Origin of the sequence: Anaerostipes rhamnosivorans, assembly GCF_005280655.1 — a bacterium.
In the GTDB taxonomy this organism is placed as follows: Bacteria; Bacillota; Clostridia; order Lachnospirales; family Lachnospiraceae; genus Anaerostipes; species Anaerostipes rhamnosivorans.
In genome coordinates, this window is the sequence record NZ_CP040058.1 from 2,268,818 (window position 1) to 2,284,286 (window position 15,469).

At 44.3% G+C, this 15,469-nt stretch carries 14 protein-coding genes and 1 tRNA gene; 5 read left to right on the forward strand and 10 right to left on the reverse strand.

Annotated features, from left to right (window positions below):
- Positions 1-103: 103 nt before the first annotated feature.
- The 8 genes from AR1Y2_RS11240 to ruvA form a co-directional block, all read right to left on the reverse strand.
- A complete protein-coding gene (locus tag AR1Y2_RS11240; protein WP_137329035.1) occupies positions 104-1,288 on the reverse strand; it encodes a D-alanyl-D-alanine carboxypeptidase family protein in 1,185 nt (394 codons plus the stop codon).
- A gap of 116 nt (positions 1,289-1,404) precedes the next feature.
- Positions 1,405-1,857, reverse strand: coding sequence for an NUDIX hydrolase (locus AR1Y2_RS11245; protein WP_137329036.1), 453 nt, complete (start codon positions 1,855-1,857; stop codon positions 1,405-1,407).
- Between the two features lie 105 nt (positions 1,858-1,962).
- Positions 1,963-3,447: a peptidoglycan D,D-transpeptidase FtsI family protein gene (locus AR1Y2_RS11250; RefSeq protein ID WP_243118737.1), complete on the reverse strand. Its 1,485-nt coding sequence runs from the start codon at positions 3,445-3,447 to the stop codon at positions 1,963-1,965.
- Positions 3,341-4,756, reverse strand: coding sequence for an FtsW/RodA/SpoVE family cell cycle protein (locus tag AR1Y2_RS11255; protein ID WP_137329037.1), 1,416 nt, complete (start codon positions 4,754-4,756; stop codon positions 3,341-3,343). The genes AR1Y2_RS11250 and AR1Y2_RS11255 overlap by 107 nt, the downstream gene beginning before the upstream one ends.
- 8 nt (positions 4,757-4,764) lie before the next feature.
- Positions 4,765-7,137: a peptidase U32 family protein gene (locus tag AR1Y2_RS11260; protein WP_137329038.1), complete on the reverse strand. Its 2,373-nt coding sequence runs from the start codon at positions 7,135-7,137 to the stop codon at positions 4,765-4,767.
- Positions 7,138-7,141: 4 nt separating this feature from the next.
- Complete coding sequence (zapA, locus tag AR1Y2_RS11265) at positions 7,142-7,528, reverse strand: cell division protein ZapA (protein WP_137329039.1); 387 nt, start codon at positions 7,526-7,528, stop codon at positions 7,142-7,144.
- Between the two features lie 12 nt (positions 7,529-7,540).
- The gene (gene ruvB / locus AR1Y2_RS11270) at positions 7,541-8,539 is read right to left on the reverse strand and encodes a Holliday junction branch migration DNA helicase RuvB (RefSeq protein WP_137329040.1); all 999 of its coding nucleotides are present in this window, start codon (positions 8,537-8,539) and stop codon (positions 7,541-7,543) included.
- Positions 8,540-8,548: 9 nt separating this feature from the next.
- A complete protein-coding gene (ruvA, locus tag AR1Y2_RS11275) occupies positions 8,549-9,145 on the reverse strand; it encodes a Holliday junction branch migration protein RuvA (RefSeq protein ID WP_137329041.1) in 597 nt (198 codons plus the stop codon).
- A gap of 126 nt (positions 9,146-9,271) precedes the next feature.
- Here ruvA and AR1Y2_RS11280 point away from each other — a divergent pair, with 126 nt between their 5' ends.
- The 3 genes from AR1Y2_RS11280 to AR1Y2_RS11290 are packed head-to-tail and all read left to right on the forward strand — an operon-like array spanning position 9,272 to position 11,247.
- Positions 9,272-10,204, forward strand: coding sequence for a ribonuclease H-like domain-containing protein (locus tag AR1Y2_RS11280; RefSeq protein ID WP_137329042.1), 933 nt, complete (start codon positions 9,272-9,274; stop codon positions 10,202-10,204).
- 1 nt (position 10,205) lies between these two features.
- Positions 10,206-10,583, forward strand: a complete 378-nt coding sequence (locus tag AR1Y2_RS11285) for a CidA/LrgA family protein (protein ID WP_137329043.1) — start codon at positions 10,206-10,208, stop codon at positions 10,581-10,583.
- Complete coding sequence (locus AR1Y2_RS11290) at positions 10,564-11,247, forward strand: LrgB family protein (protein ID WP_137329044.1); 684 nt, start codon at positions 10,564-10,566, stop codon at positions 11,245-11,247. Before AR1Y2_RS11285 ends, AR1Y2_RS11290 begins: the two co-directional genes overlap by 20 nt.
- Before the next feature lie 45 nt (positions 11,248-11,292).
- On the opposite strand, the gene AR1Y2_RS11295 is transcribed toward AR1Y2_RS11290, so the two are convergent.
- Positions 11,293-12,015: a phosphatase gene (locus tag AR1Y2_RS11295; RefSeq protein WP_137329045.1), complete on the reverse strand. Its 723-nt coding sequence runs from the start codon at positions 12,013-12,015 to the stop codon at positions 11,293-11,295.
- A 69-nt stretch (positions 12,016-12,084) separates the two neighbouring features.
- Complete coding sequence (locus AR1Y2_RS11300) at positions 12,085-13,905, reverse strand: serine hydrolase domain-containing protein (protein ID WP_137329046.1); 1,821 nt, start codon at positions 13,903-13,905, stop codon at positions 12,085-12,087.
- A gap of 436 nt (positions 13,906-14,341) precedes the next feature.
- On the opposite strand from AR1Y2_RS11300, the gene AR1Y2_RS11305 reads away from it, so the two are divergent.
- A tRNA-Glu gene (locus AR1Y2_RS11305) sits at positions 14,342-14,413 on the forward strand.
- A gap of 221 nt (positions 14,414-14,634) precedes the next feature.
- Positions 14,635-15,414 carry an FxLYD domain-containing protein gene (locus AR1Y2_RS11310; RefSeq protein WP_137329047.1) on the forward strand — a complete coding sequence of 260 codons (780 nt, stop codon included), beginning with the start codon at positions 14,635-14,637 and terminating at the stop codon, positions 15,412-15,414.
- Positions 15,415-15,469: the final 55 nt, after the last annotated feature.

Sequence of the window (15,469 nt, forward strand, 5' to 3'; positions counted from 1 at the left end):
TCATTATTTGTTTATAAAATATTTATACCTAAGGATCTATCCAAAGGTAATAGCATTATAACTGATAGCGAATTCATAATCTACTATTTTTGTTCACTTTCATTTAAAAATATTGTTCCGCCAGACGTGTCAGACTGGTCAGATAGTTCATTTTTTCTACATCTTCTGTGGCCCTCACCGGTTTCTTCAAAAGGATCTCATCCCCTCTTTTATAGATAATATAACCCAGCACCTGGCCCTTTTTCACGGGAGCCTTCACCTGCCCGATGCGGATTTGTTTCTTCACGTCATTTTTGCTGCCCTTGACCAGAACAATTTTTGCCGGAATATCCTGATCGTAGGAGACTGATTCCTTTTTCCCCTTTGTGACTGCGATCTTTCCGATATCTTTTGCTTTTGTGTGATCTTCCATCACCTGACAATGAGAAAATCCATAGTCTAACAGTGCGCTGGCATCTTTTACCCTGGCCTTGGAATCATCGCTGGCCATAACAACTGCGATCAGGCTGACATCATTTCTTGTAGCGGTTGCGCTTAGGCAGAATTTCGCTGTACTTGTGCTTCCTGTTTTCAGTCCCGTACAGCCATTGTACTGTTTTAAAAGCTTATTTGTATTGCTGAGTCCGAATTCCTTTGTTCCTTTTTTTGTCTCATGGGTAAATTTGTCCATCCAAATTTTTGTGTACTTAAAAATATCCGGGTGCTTGGTGGTCAGTTCCCTGGACATCAGTGCAATGTCATAGGCTGAAGTTTCATGTCCTTTGATATCCAGCCCACAGCTGTTCTTAAATGTTGTATGTTTCATTCCAAGCTGTTTTGCCTTTTCATTCATCCGTTTTACAAAGGCTCCCTCACTGCCGGCAATGTGCTCTGCCATAGACACCACTGCATCATTGGCGCTTGAGATCACGATACACTTCAGCATGGTATCCACGCTCTGGCTTTCCCCTGGCTCCAGGAATACCTGGGATCCTCCCATAGACGCCGCATGTTCACTGACTGTGACTTTGTCAGTATACTTCAGATTTCCTTTGTCCAGCTCCTCAAAAATCAGAAGCAGGGACATAACTTTTGTGACACTGGCCGGCGGCAGTTCCATGTCCTTGTCTTTTTGATACAGTATGGTGCCGCTTCCCGCTTCCATCACCACTGCAGATTTGGCTGTCAAATCTAGTCCTTCTTCATCCTGGGCCACTGTGAGCAATGTTTCCGGTTCTGTGGCCGTCACAACCGTTCCGGACGAGATGCATACCAACAAAGAAAGAATAAAAATCGCTGCTTTTTTCATAAAAAAACCTTTCACCTCTTATGTTACAGTTTAATAAGGAACAAGCCGATTTATTACAAAAAAACTGCCGACATGAAAAAAAGAACCATAGATGGATTCCCATCTACAGTTCCTTTTCATCTTCTTTGCCTTATTCCCCATTGATTTTTAGATTTTAATTTCTTGTATTCTTCGTATGCTTCCTTTAAAATCTCTTTTTCATTCGGGAACTTCAACAAGTGGTAGGCTTCGTGATATTTGTAGTACCCAGAGTCAACGAAAAACTCTTCTTTCTGCGGTTTTGAATGATATCCCTCTGCCTCCATCAAATACCAGTGAACACTTTTTACGATCTGTTCATGGAAAGAATAAAAAGAATACTCACTCTTTCCTACATATTTAATGATTCGGGCATTGGCGTCTGTCTCTTCTTTTACTTCACGCAAAGCGGTTTGTTCGTGCGTTTCCCCTTTTTCAACTGTACCTTTCGGAAGTACCCAGCCGTCATATCTGTTTTTATAGCTTTTGTACAACAGCAATATCTTCCCTCTGTAAATTACGACACCTCCACAGCTTGTTGCCTCTGTCATTGCAGCCTCCAATCATCCTGCCTCAACGCTATTTTGGGTCTCTCTAGAAAATATTATAACGTTAATGGCAATTCATTTCAACATTGGATTTTGCTTTCCCTTTACTTACCTGAAATAAGCGTCAAATACATCTTTTGCGATCGGCGCAGCCACACTTCCTCCGGATCCTCCGCCTTCTACGATAATACTCACCACAATTTTTTTGCCGTTGTGCTCCGCACAGCCGATAAACCATGCGTGGGAGTCCTTATCGCTGTTGTACTCTGCCGAACCGGTCTTCCCGTAGACCTTATATCTTGAGGAATAAGCTGCTGTACCGGTACCATTGGTCACAACTTTTCTCAGCATTTTTTTCAGGGTTTTACATTCTTTTGCGCTCAATGGACTGGCTATCTCTTTAGCTTTCGTTTCTTTTATAATGCCTCCGTCCACATTTTTCACCTTGTCTACCAGGTACGGTTCCATCATGACACCGTCGTTGGCAATGGCACTCATGACTGCCGCATTCTGGAGAGGAGTGACCAGTGTAGTCCCCTGTCCGATGGCAATCTGAGGAACCTGGCTGTCTTTGGAACTTCCGTCAAATGAAAAACGGCTGGAGACAGCTGCCAGGTTGATCGGTATCTTAGAATTGTACATCATGTCCTCCGCAAGAGAAGCCAGCTTTCCTTTGTTCAGCTTTGATGCCATATGGACGAACGCAGTGTTGCAGGATTTTTCGACAGCCTGCTCCAGGTTCACGGTCCCATGGGCGGTCCCTCCATAGCAGCGGATCTTTACATTGTTGATCTTTGTATAGCCGGTACAGTGATATGAAAAGTTTTTATAATCTTTATTTTCTCTCATATATTCCAGAGCCGTTATCACTTTAAATGTAGACCCTGGCGGGTACAGTCCCTGTGTCGCCCTGTTGATCAAAAGAGCGTCGCTGTCCGTGTTTAACTCTTCCCAGTTTTCTTTGACAAGAGCTGGACGGAAGTCTGGCTTGGAAACCATGGCGATGACCTTCCCGCTCTCCGGATCCATGGCGACTACCGCTCCCTTTTCACCGCTTAACGCATTGTATGCAGCCTTCTGCACTCTTGTATCTAGTGTTGTATAGACATTGTCCCCGATGCTCTTTTCTCCTTTCAGATTACTCTCGATCTGAGACAGGAGATTGGCATTGGACTTTAGAAGGTCAAAATTACATTTAGACTCCAGACCTGATTTCCCTTTGGCATTGTATCCGACCACATGGGCAAACATACGGCCATACGGGTAGTCTCTGACTTCATCTTCTCCGTCATTGACCGTCTGGGCCAGCACTTTTCCGTTAGCGCTGATGATCTTTCCTCTCACCACATGCTTCTCTAATTCCTGAAGTCTCAGGTTGTGGGAATCTGTGATGACACTCTGGCTGTCCCTGACAACAAAATGTATGATATATCCAATCAGCACTAGAAACAGTCCCACAAAGATATATGTAATCTGCAGGATCTGTCTATTGGCGTGCTTTTTCTTTTTTCCTTGTTTTCGTTCTGTTTTTTGGGAGGGAGATTTCTTTGGTGTCTCCGTTTCCGCGTTCTTTCTGCGTTTGAATATTTTCATTTTCTTCTTCCTCACTATCTGCTAACATGTGCAATCCCTGAATTACGCTCAAAATGATCAAAGTACTCAGCACCGATGTTCCTCCGTAGCTGACCAAAGGAATGGTAACTCCTGTAGACGGTATGAATTTGGTCACTCCGCCGATGCTTAAAAATACCTGAAAGATAAAACAAATGCCGAATCCCAAACATAGCAATTTGTTAAACAGAGTACGGCTTCTTGTAGAAATATCCATAAACAAAATAAAACAGCTGATCAGAACAAAGATCAAGCAGATACCAAAAATTACGCCGAATTCCTCACTGATCACGGAAAAGATAAAGTCTGATTCCCGGACCGGGATATCAAACGGTCTTCCCTGGGTGAGGCCCATTCCAAACCAGCTTCCTGTGCCGATGGCAAACAAGGACTGGCAGACCTGTGCTCCCCTTCCCTCAATCATGGAAAACGGATCCTTCCAAACAGCCACCCGGACCTGTACGTGGGAAAACAGATGATATGCTACCACTGCCGCCAGAGCTCCGCCTCCCAGTCCGCCCAGCAGATAACTAGGCTTGGCTGTGGCCACATACAGCATCATAAGGTAGATCATAAAGTATAGAAGCGCTCCTCCAAGATCCTTTTCCACCACCAGCACCAGCACATAAAATGCGGCGATGATTGTGATTTTCACAAGATCCTTAAATTCCTTTGCCTTGCTCAGCATAGCTGCCGCAAAGAAAACAAAGATGATCTTAACAAACTCCGAGGGCTGGAATGCCAGGCTTCCAAACTGTACCCAGTTATATGCACCGTTTTTCATGACACCGAACACAAAAACCGATGACAACAGTGCGAAACCACCGACCGCATAGACCCAGCCAAGCTTATTCCAGAAAGAAAGCTTATGCATCATCAGCGGGATCAGTCCAGTCACAAGCACACCGATGGCCACGATGGCAAACTGCTTCATGGCCAGTTCAAAGGACAGCCTTGTTAGAATGACAAACCCGGTTCCCAGAAGAAAACACATATTGTTGATCAGAAGTCTTGAGGACCTCTTATATATTTTCGGATATAGGATCATTACGATCTCAAAGAAAACGATCTGTGCCGCAAAAAATATGAGGACTTTTAATTCCAGGGTCCTTAAAAACAGGACCAGATTGCACAGAAACAAAAATACAAACATATAAATGACCTGGTTGTCCAGAAGTTCTTCCTGCCGCTTTTTATTTTTCGGCCGGAACATGGTAAAACATGAAAATGTATAAACCAGGCACATAATCAGTATCAGGTATTTCGCAACCACTGCAATGATTTGAACCATATTACCACCTATAATATTCCTCTCTTAAAGTGTCCTTTTGTAAACTGTGGGAATGGAAACTCAAAAGATCTGCCATCCAGCGCCCTTAAGGCAGCCCTGTACACCAGACGGGCTTCCTCCCGGTTTTCCTTGGTAAAGTGCAGACGGAGGTTTTTAGGAGCGAGTCTCTTTAATGCTGATGTCTCTGTCCCAAGCCATAGAGGCTCTCCGTTGTAAATTTCATTAAAACATCCCTTACACTGATTTTTGACATAAAAATCTTTTCCATACCGGTCTTTTAATGTCATCCAGAAACTTTGACGGTCACATCCGATGCTGTTCTTCCTCTGGCACTGTGCCGAAACCATCAGCGGCAGGTGTCCGTAAAACAGAAAATCCGCATCCCTGAGTGACAATGTCATAAGTTCCTCAAAGTTGAGTTCTACAGGAAATGTCGGCCGGATCTTCTTGCCATAGGCCTCATTGAGCGTCTGGTATGCCTCTCTGTTGTAACAGTAAACCGTATAATCTGCCAGCACATTTTTTGTGCATCCCTTATCTCTGAGCCAAATGAGTTCTTCCAGGCTCCGTACACAGATCTCATTTACATCCGGTCCGGACAGCAGATTCCAGCACTGCTCTAAAAGCTTAAGTTCCGGCTCTCTCACGATCTGTGGAAGCATGATGGTCACCTGACGTCCTGCTTTCTGGCACTGTGATAAAATCTCCGGTGCCTCCGATACTTCGTAGAGAGAAAGATAAATTTTTTTCACCCTGTCCCATGTGAGGACTTCCGGGAGCAGTTTCCTGTCTTCAAGAGAAACACTCAACACAGGGGAATTCTGTACAGGTATCTCTTCTTCCGGCACATAGATTGCCTGGCATTCAACCTGATTTCTGCGGCTCTTTTTCAGAATCTCTTCCGTCAGCTTTTCAAAACCGTCTCTTCTCAGCTGTTTTAACGCCGCCACGGGAAGAAAACTCTCTCCGTGAACTTCCGCTTGAAGTTCTTCAAAGGTGAAGTTACTCTCACCAGTCTTAGATATCTGCTTTATAATATCCTCCCTGGAAAGAGGGCGTTTCTGGGCCGGTTCTGCCAGGGCACCCAAAACTTCCACTGTCACTTCTCCTGAAGTTAACACAAGTCTAGCACACTTTCCAGGAAAAATTATAATTTTTCCCTTAATATTTTCTTTCGATTTTTGTTTTAGATTTTCTGCTGACTTATCCCTAAGAGCCTGATTTTTTGTCCTGAAAATAGACATTCCAGGTTTCAGATATTTCAGCTTCTGGCCGTTTAAGTCGACCTTATCTCCCTTTTTCCACCGTTGCGGACAGGTGAGTTCTACCTTCCGCCCATGTTCCAGGGAAATCTCCAGCACATCCCCTTTTCCAAGGTTCTCTGCCGTCTGAAACACAACATGTTTTCCCTGGACCGACTGAATCTTTCCTACAAATATTCCCTGATGGTTGGGCCTGTGAAGGGACATCATATCCCTGCCGTTATGCTTCTTATAGTATCCGGATGTAAATCCTCCCCTGTTAAAAAGCTCCAGCAATTCTTTTTCATCTTCCTCAGCTACCCGGTAGGGACGTCCGCTCTCATAGAGATCCACATACTTTCTGTAAATCCTTGTGACAGCGCCTACGTATTCCGGCTGTTTCATCCTGCCCTCGATCTTCAGAGAATCCACGCCGTGCTCTATCAGTTCCGGCAGTTCTCTGATTGTACAGAGATCCTTGGGACTCAGCAGGAAATTCTGGCCTTTCCGGTTCAGCTTTGTGCCGTTCTCGTACAGGTCAAAGGGCAGCCTGCAGGTGCCTGCACAGCGTCCCCGGTTTCCGCTTCTGCCTCCCAGCATACTGCTCATCAGACATTGTCCTGAATAACAATAACAAAGGGCCCCATGGACAAAACACTCCATATCCAGCCCTGTATCTTGTTTAATCTTTTGTATTTCCTTCAGGGAAAGTTCTCTGGCGGGAACCACCCTGCTGCCTCCCAGTTCCTTTACCAGTCTTGCCCCATGGATGCCGGTCACCGTCATCTGGGTGCTGGCATGAATCTCCATGTCCGGAAAGCAGCTTCGGATGATGCTCACTGCTCCTAGATCCTGGACAATGACTGCGTCCAGTCCCCTCTCATAATAAGGCTCCAAAAACCCGGCAAGCCCCGGGACCTCATTCTGCTTCATCAGTGTATTCACTGCCAAATAGACCCTGCGCCCAAAAAGGTGGGCATAGTCAATGGCCCAGAGCAGTTCTTCTTTATCGAAATTATTTGCATAGGCCCTGGCGCCATATAAGCTCCCGCCTAAATATACGGCATCCGCCCCGTTTTTCACAGCGGCTTTCAGACTCTCTGCCGAGCCAGCCGGTGCCAGCACTTCTGTTGATTTCATACTTTTACCGTTCCTTTTTTGCAACTGATTCTTCCTCCAGCATCCGAATCCTTTCCCGGTACTCGTTCAGCTGCTTTTCTAATGATTCATTCTTGATCTGCAGTTCCACCAACTCATTTTTCATACGGTACATTTCCGAATCCTGCTGATCCATATCTTCCCTGCTTTTCTCCAAGGTATTTTTCATACACATGTATTCATCTGCCACACTGAGTGCCAGATGGAAGCTCTGCATGTCCGGCGGAAGCTTCAGGTAATGCTCCGAAGCTTTCAGATCCCTGATCTTCGCGTTCAGATACGATGCGATCTGATGCATGAACTCTTCCGGTTCCTCTCCGCCTAAATAATATAATTTTCCGTCAATTACAACCTCTACGACGTTTTTCTTCATAAGTAAGCCCTCCTATTCCGGGATTGGCAGTCCAAAATGCTGGTAGGCGGCACCTGTCACAATCCGCCCTCTTGGAGTTCTCTGGATCAGACCATTTTGGATCAGGTATGGTTCATATACATCCTCTATGGTCCCAGAATCCTCTCCAATCGCAGCCGCAAGGGTATCAAGCCCTACCGGATTGCCACGAAAGACGTCAATCATTGTCTTAAGCAATGTCCGGTCGATCTGATCCAGTCCAAGGGTATCTACCTCCAGATGGTTTAAGGCAACCATTGCCACGTCCTTTGTAATGATCCCGTCATACTTTACTTCCGCAAAGTCTCTGACTCTCTTTAACAGGCGGTTTGCAAGTCTCGGGGTCCCTCTGGATCTTCTGGCGATCTCCCGTGCCCCTTCCTCTTCGATGGCAATGCCCAGCACGGCGGCTGAGTTGATGACAATGGTCATAAGCTCCTCTGTCTCATAAAAATTCAGCCGATTGACAACACCAAACCGGTCCCTTAACGGTGCTGTCAGCATCCCTGCCCTGGTGGTAGCCCCCACTAAAGTAAACTTGGGAAGCTCCAGGCGGATCGACCGCGCGGCTTGTCCTTTACCCACCAGAATATCAATAGCGAAATCCTCCATGGCGGGATACAGAACTTCCTCTACCTGACGGTTCAGCCGGTGGATCTCATCGATAAACAGCACATCCCCTTCCTGAAGGTTGTTGAGCAGTGCTGCGATCTCCCCCGGTTTTTCTATGGCAGGCCCGCTGGTCACTTTCAGATGAACATCCATCTCATTGGCAACAATCCCTGCGAGTGTTGTCTTTCCAAGACCCGGAGGCCCGTAAAGCAGCACATGGTCCAGAGATTCGCCTCTGCTCTTGGCAGCCTCGATAAAAATTCTAAGATTCTGTTTGACCTTTTCCTGCCCGATATAATCGTCAAGGCTCTGCGGCCTTAGGTTATTTTCTATTGTAATATCTTCTTCCACCAATTCTGTGGAAATCATTCTATCTAACATAATGTTCCTCTATATCAGCTTCGTCAGCGCCTTTTTTAGCAATTGCTCAGGCCCATAATCTGCTGCATTCTCTACTTTCTTGATGGCCATCATCGCCTCTGACCTGGAGTAACCGAGACTTACAAGTCCCTGTGCCGTGATCGCCACGGAATCCTCCTCCAGGGTTTCTCCTTCAAAGCTTACCGTATCCTCCTGCTTAAATTCCTCAAAGTCCAGCTTGTCCCGAAGCTCCAGGATCAATTTCTTAGCCCCTTTTGGCCCAAGCCCAGGTGTTTTTGCGATAGTTTTGGAATCATCACTCATCACTGCGATCTTCAATTCATAGACAGAAAGGGTAGCCAGTACAGAAAGCCCCACCTTCGGCCCGATTCCGCTGACTCCGATCAACAGCTCAAACGCTTCCAGCTCATCCTTTGTCAGAAATCCAAATAAGCTCAGATCGTCTTCTCTCACATGCATGTGGGTGTATATCTTGACCTCCTGGCCGATGCCGCCCGGAAACTCTTTACCGGCAGGCATCATAATGTCATACCCGATACCGTTATTTTCTACCACCGCTCCCCCAGGTCTCATGGAAACTAAAATGCCCTTAATATATGAAATCACTCCATATCCTCCTTGCGACGTTTTGAAGTCATTATAACATAAATCTTTCACCTGTGGTTAGGGATTGAAAAAAATTCACACAGGAACTATAATGAAGGACAGCAGTTTTTGAAAGGAGCCTGACCCTTGAATACAAAAGAAAACCTTCTATATCTGGATATTGAGACTACCGGACTTTCGCCGGAAACCTCCGCCTTAACGGTCATAGGATGCTGTGAAAAAGACGGAACAGCCGTTCAGTGGTTTAATGAGTCCGGATCGGAACAAAAAAAAATTCTTTCTTCTTTTCTCTCCTACGCAGAACGGTTTGACACCTTTGTCACCTACAATGGAGGCACCTTTGACCTGCCTTTTCTAAAAAAGAAGTGTGAAGAGTATGGTCTTCCTTATTCTATAGAAGGAAAGAACTGCATTGACCTCTATAAAAATCTGCGTTCCTGGAAACACCTGCTGCCCTTACAGAACTTAAAACAAAAAACCGTAGAGGAGTTCCTTGAAATAAAACGCAAAGACCGGTTATCCGGCAGACAACTGGTCAAAGTCTACCAAGACTACATAAAAACCAGACAGCCGGAATTAAAATCTATGATTTTGCAGCATAATAAGGAAGATATCTTATCCCTACCCCGGATTCAGTCACTGCTGGTTTTTGGACCGCTGGGTAACGGCAGCTTTACGGTGAAAGAACATCATATCACGGACCACAAATTATCGGTTCATCTGTCTCTTCCATTTGCTGCCCCCACATCGCTCTTTATTGAAAAATCCGGCCACCGCCTTTGTGTTTCCTCATCGGAGGCCTGCTTATCCTGCCCTTTAGACAACGGACAGTTAAAGCACTACCACAAAAATACCAAAGATTACCGCTATCTTCCGCTGGAAGATTTGGTCATACCGGTTTCCATGGCTTCTTTTGTAGATCAGTCCGCAGTGGAAAAGGCGGAACCCCAAAATTGTTACACAAGATTTTGTCCGGATGAAAACTTTCTGTCAAATCAGGATGATCTTCAAAAATACTGTACTGATATGATATATTACTTACTTAGAAAGGATAAATAACATGAGACACCTATTACAAATGAGCTTTCTTTTCTTCGTCTGTTTGGCAGGAGAAGGGCTGGCTAAGCTGCTCCCGTTTGCTTTTCCGGGAAGTATCATCAGCATGTTTCTGCTGCTTATACTTCTGCTTTCAAAGATCGTAAAGGAACATCAGATTCAAGATATCTGTGACTTTCTACTTCACCATATGGCTTTTTTCTTTCTTCCCGCCGGCATCGGAATCATGGAAAAATATCAGCTGCTTCAGGGAAAGATCATTCCTTTTCTCCTGATCTGTCTGCTCACTACCGTACTCACGTTTTTCACCACGTCACTTTCCATGCGTCTGATCTTAGCCCTGCAAAAGAAAGGAGAATCCAATGAAGGAACTGACTGCTAATCCCATGTTTCCCATCGCCCTCTCCCTGTGCGTCTATGAGGGATTTCGGATATTACAGAAAAAATCAAAGATCGCAGCTTTGAACCCATTGCTGCTCTCCATAGCATTTATTATTCTGTTTTTAAATATTTTCTCTATCCCCCTTGAGGATTATAACAATGGCGGAGCCATCATCTCCATGTTCCTGGCACCTGCCACCTCTTCCCTGGCACTGTCCATTTACAGAGAGTTTGACCTGCTGAAAAAACACTGGTTTCCGATTCTGATCAGCTGCTTTGTGGGCGCTGCCACATCCATCGCCAGTGTCTATGTGCTGTGCCGGCTTTTTGGATTTGACGAACATCTGACTGTCTCCCTGCTTCCCAAATCCGTGACAACCCCCATCGCCATGGAAGTCAGCAGCCAGCTTTCCGGTATCCCCTCCATCACAGTGGCGGCTGTGGTGATCACCGGTATTCTGGGGGCAGTCATAAGCCCTGCACTGATCAAAATCTTTAAGGTGACTGACCCTGCTGCCGCCGGTGTTTCCATCGGTGCCTGCAGCCATGCTGTCGGAACTTCAAAGGCAGTGGAGCTGGGTGAGATCGAAGGAGCCATGAGCGGTATCTCCATCGGTATATCCGGCATTATCACTGTCATCCTGGCATTGGTTCTCTTTCATTGACAATTTCACAAAAATAAAAAATCTGCGCAGTTTTGCGCAGATTTTTTATTTTCGTTTCTTTTGCAGAGCCTCTTTAAAAGTTTTCACAGAGCGGTTTACTACCAGCTCTTCCGGAAAATCTATCTCTTTCAGCAGTTTTTCTGCCTCGTTGAGATCACCTACTGCATATGGAGTATGTGCATCGCTGTTCACGATCACAGGAACGTTATGCTTCCTGCAGAGATCCAGCATTTCATAATAATTTTCTCTGGCGTTGATCCTGAAGCTCTCAGGACAGAGGGAACTGTTGTTGACCTCCAGCAAAGTTTTTGTCTCCTTCGCACCCATGACCAAAGTCTTATAATCAATCGGAATCTTTCCATCATCCGGGTGGCTTATGATATCCACCAGCGGGTGCTTCATAGCTCCCAGATAAGCCGCTGTATTCTGCTCCCTGTTTCCCACTTTATAGCACAGGTCGTGAATCCCTGCGATCCTAATGTCCAGAAACTCCTCCATCAGATCATCATCCAGACTCAGTCTGCCGTTATAATCAATAATATTGATCTCTGAACCGAACATCATCTCTATGCCATACATCTGTCTCGGAAGTACTCTTAAATTCTTAAAATACACATCCGAACATGTTCCTGGAATCCCTTTGGCATGTTCCGTAATCCCAAACAGATCAAATCCACTTTCTGCCGCCGCATGGGCCATCTCTTTGACTGTCCCAAATGCATGTCCGCTGGCAATGGTGTGAGAATGCACGTCTAACTTAAACTCCATAAATTACTACTCCTTCTTTCCTATCTCTCAAGAATCTTCCCCTTCCGGGGCACACTATGCTTTATCATACTATAAAGTAAAAGAAATTGGAACCTCTCTTAAGAATCTCTCCCTAACCTGATCGTCTTCCTCCCCTTTCACTTTTGGGCAGATCGTCTGGTCCAGGAGCAGGTCAACCAGGCCTATAGTATCCTTTTCCATCAGACTGTCCAGAAGAAAACTGCTGGTCCCCTCAGACATGATCGAATCCAGCCCAGTAAGCAACAAATCTTTCCCCGGACATTCACTCCACATCATCTCTAATTGGTCATCTGTAAACCTTATCTTCAGCTGACGGGTAGACGCCTCCTCTATAAAAGAAAACTTGAGCTTCAGCATCGTGTGCCCATCCTCGTCATAGGCTGCCTGTCCCTTGACTGCCACCAGATAAGGCTCCCCGTGCATATCAAGTTCCGTGATCTTGGCTTCCTTCCATCCCACTTCCATCATGCTGGCTTTTTTGCCTTCCCTGAAACAGAAATAAAACTTCTGGTCTTTTACTATGAATCCTACTTCACTGATCCCGTCTGTAAAGTTGTTATGAAAGACCTGCATGATCAGCGGTAGGATGCCCACATGCTGTTTCTCCAGCTTATAGAAACGTCCCTCTGTCCGGGAGATGAGTTTTTTTCTCTTGTAGCTCTCGCTTCCATACCAAAGCACTTTTTTAAGTCCTGCGCAGGAGACCACTGGAAATCTGGTATCATGAATGCCTGTTTTCCTCTGGAAATTCTGAAGCTTATGATAAGCCCAGGGATTCTTCCTGACATGTTCCTCCGGAATAAAGTCTCCTTCAAAATACTTTGCAACCGTATCTGACAGCAAAGAAGTATGAAACAATTCATTGCTTCCGGCATTTGTGACAATGACCATGTCCAGATCCGGATATACCAAAACATTTTGTCCCAGCATGCCGTTGAAGACATAGCTTCCGGGTCTTCCCGCCATCCACATCTGATATCCGTAGCCGTATGCTCCAAACTGTTTTGGAGTTTCCACATGACAGACACAGGCTTCCTCAAGCCACTGTAGCGGTACAAGCTGACACTGGTTCCACATCCCCTTCTGAAGACACAGCTGCCCGATCTTCGCCGCATCCTCTGGACAGAGAAACAGCCCCCATCCGCCTTTTGTGATACCCTTGGGGCAGCTCTCCCAAAAGATCCTGGTGATTCCCAGCGGTTCAAACAACCTTGGCCTTAAATAATCCATCAAAGATTCTCCGGTTATCTCAGTCACGATCGCTGACAGCATGTACGTATTCATGCTATTGTACTCAAACTTAGAGCCAGCTGTTCCGTTAACCGGAGAATCCAGAAATCCCCGTACCCAGTCATTGCAGGATACTGCTCCTCTTTCATTAAACTGCACCAGACTGGTCATGGTAAGCAGATGTTCCACTGTCAGGTTTCTCTGCTGGAAGCCCCGGATAGAAAAAATACTCTTATCAAATATATCCAGCACCTTATCATCCAGTCTCAGCTTTCCGTCATCGATCAACATTCCTATGGCTATCCCTGTGATACTTTTACACAGAGAATGGGTAATATGCCATAAGTTCTCCGGATACGGAGCGTAATGGCATTCTCCGATTACATATCCATGCCTCAGGACCATGACCTGGTGAATGTCTACCTTATTCAGGCTCAAAAGTTCTTTCATGAGATCCATGATCTGGGCAGATCTGATCCCCTGCTCCTCAGGCGATGATCTGGGCAGTCTCTGTGCTGACTCCGGCATCTTGGAAAATGACGGCTTCTGCGGTGTAAAATCCACCTTGCTCGTATGTTCTGTATTACCTTTGATTAAATTAAAAATTAATTCCAGCATTGCCTGCTGTTCTTTTAACATAATGCTGCACCCTTTTCTCTTCTGCTATTTCTTCTATATACCATCTGTTTAATATAATATACCTTATTGTGCAAAGCACGTCCACCCACAGGGTATAAAATACGGGATGCCCTGTGGGTATGACATGTTCCACATGATTTCCGTTCGGCTCTTAGAATGCCTCACTCCAATCATGTAGAACATGGACGTAGTGTCTGCTGGATAAGGATGACAGTTAAACAGAAGGTGCCATCCTACGATAGTTTTTCTTCATTGTCGGAAGGAGGCCTTTCCAGAGCCGACTGGAGATAATGAAGAAAAACTCATAAATTTAAAACCAGAAAAAGCTTCCTGTGTATACCGTTCTGCTATGTTTGAAAAAATATACAAAGAATTTTAAAATTTGTCTTTACTTTTTTTGAAAAACCTATATAATAGATAAAGGTGACAGCAAGAAGGCCCCATGGTCAAGAGGTTAAGACGCGACCCTCTCAAGGTCGAATCACGAGTTCAATTCTCGTTGGGGTCATACAGCCGGAACATCGTATTTATGCGGTGTTTCGGTTTTTTAATGTTTGTGTGGAAAAGTTACTCACCAAAATCCTTTGTTGCTATTTAATTACTTTGAACAATACGATAATCAAAACATAATAATTTTATAGATTATTTGACATGAATGTAATATCATATAATTAGATACACTTAAGAGGGGTGTAACTATAGACTTATATACTAAGGAGGATTTTTACTATGAAAAAAAAGGCACTATTATTAACAATTTGCACTCTATTAATTTTTACTTTGACCGCATGTTCAAACAAATCAACAAATGAATTTTGTGATGATGACTTTTTAAAGTATATGGCCAAAGGATTAGATGAACGTTGGGATACTAAAACCCCGGATGACGTTGTAGCTGGAAGTGAAAAACAACAAGAACATTTCGAAAACATTGTCACAAAAGAATTGAATGGGATTCAACAATATAAAGATAAAAAGTTTAAAGATTCTGAATTGCAAGAATTAGCAATAAAATATATAAATCAATTAAAAGCTCAAAAATCAGCTCTCAAATATATGACTGTGAATTCTAATAAATATGATGACCTTTGGAGCAAAGCTTATGATGAGCGATCAAAATTAATCGTTGAAATAAATAAAAAATACGATTTGAAAATAAGTGATCGAAATAAAAAAATTCTCACAGAGATGGAAACAAACGCAAAGGAAGTTACCGATAAAGAGGAGACTGATAATAAAGTGAAACAGATGGTTAACTCCTCCAAACTCAAGCTTATTTCATCAGAATATGGCTATAAAGAATATAAAATAATTTTAGAAAATAACACGACATCTAAATTTACATCATTTCAATTAGATGTAAAATTAAAGGATAAAAACAATGTTATCATTGAAACCCTTACAGATTATGCAAATAATTGGGAACCTAAAACTAAAGTCCAATTTTCATTCAGTACTGACAAAAAGTTTAAGTCATACGAGTTAGTTCCTTCATACTATACAGACTAGACAAAAATCACCAAACCGTTTCCCTACATATTAGGAAATATTGAGTATAATGAAC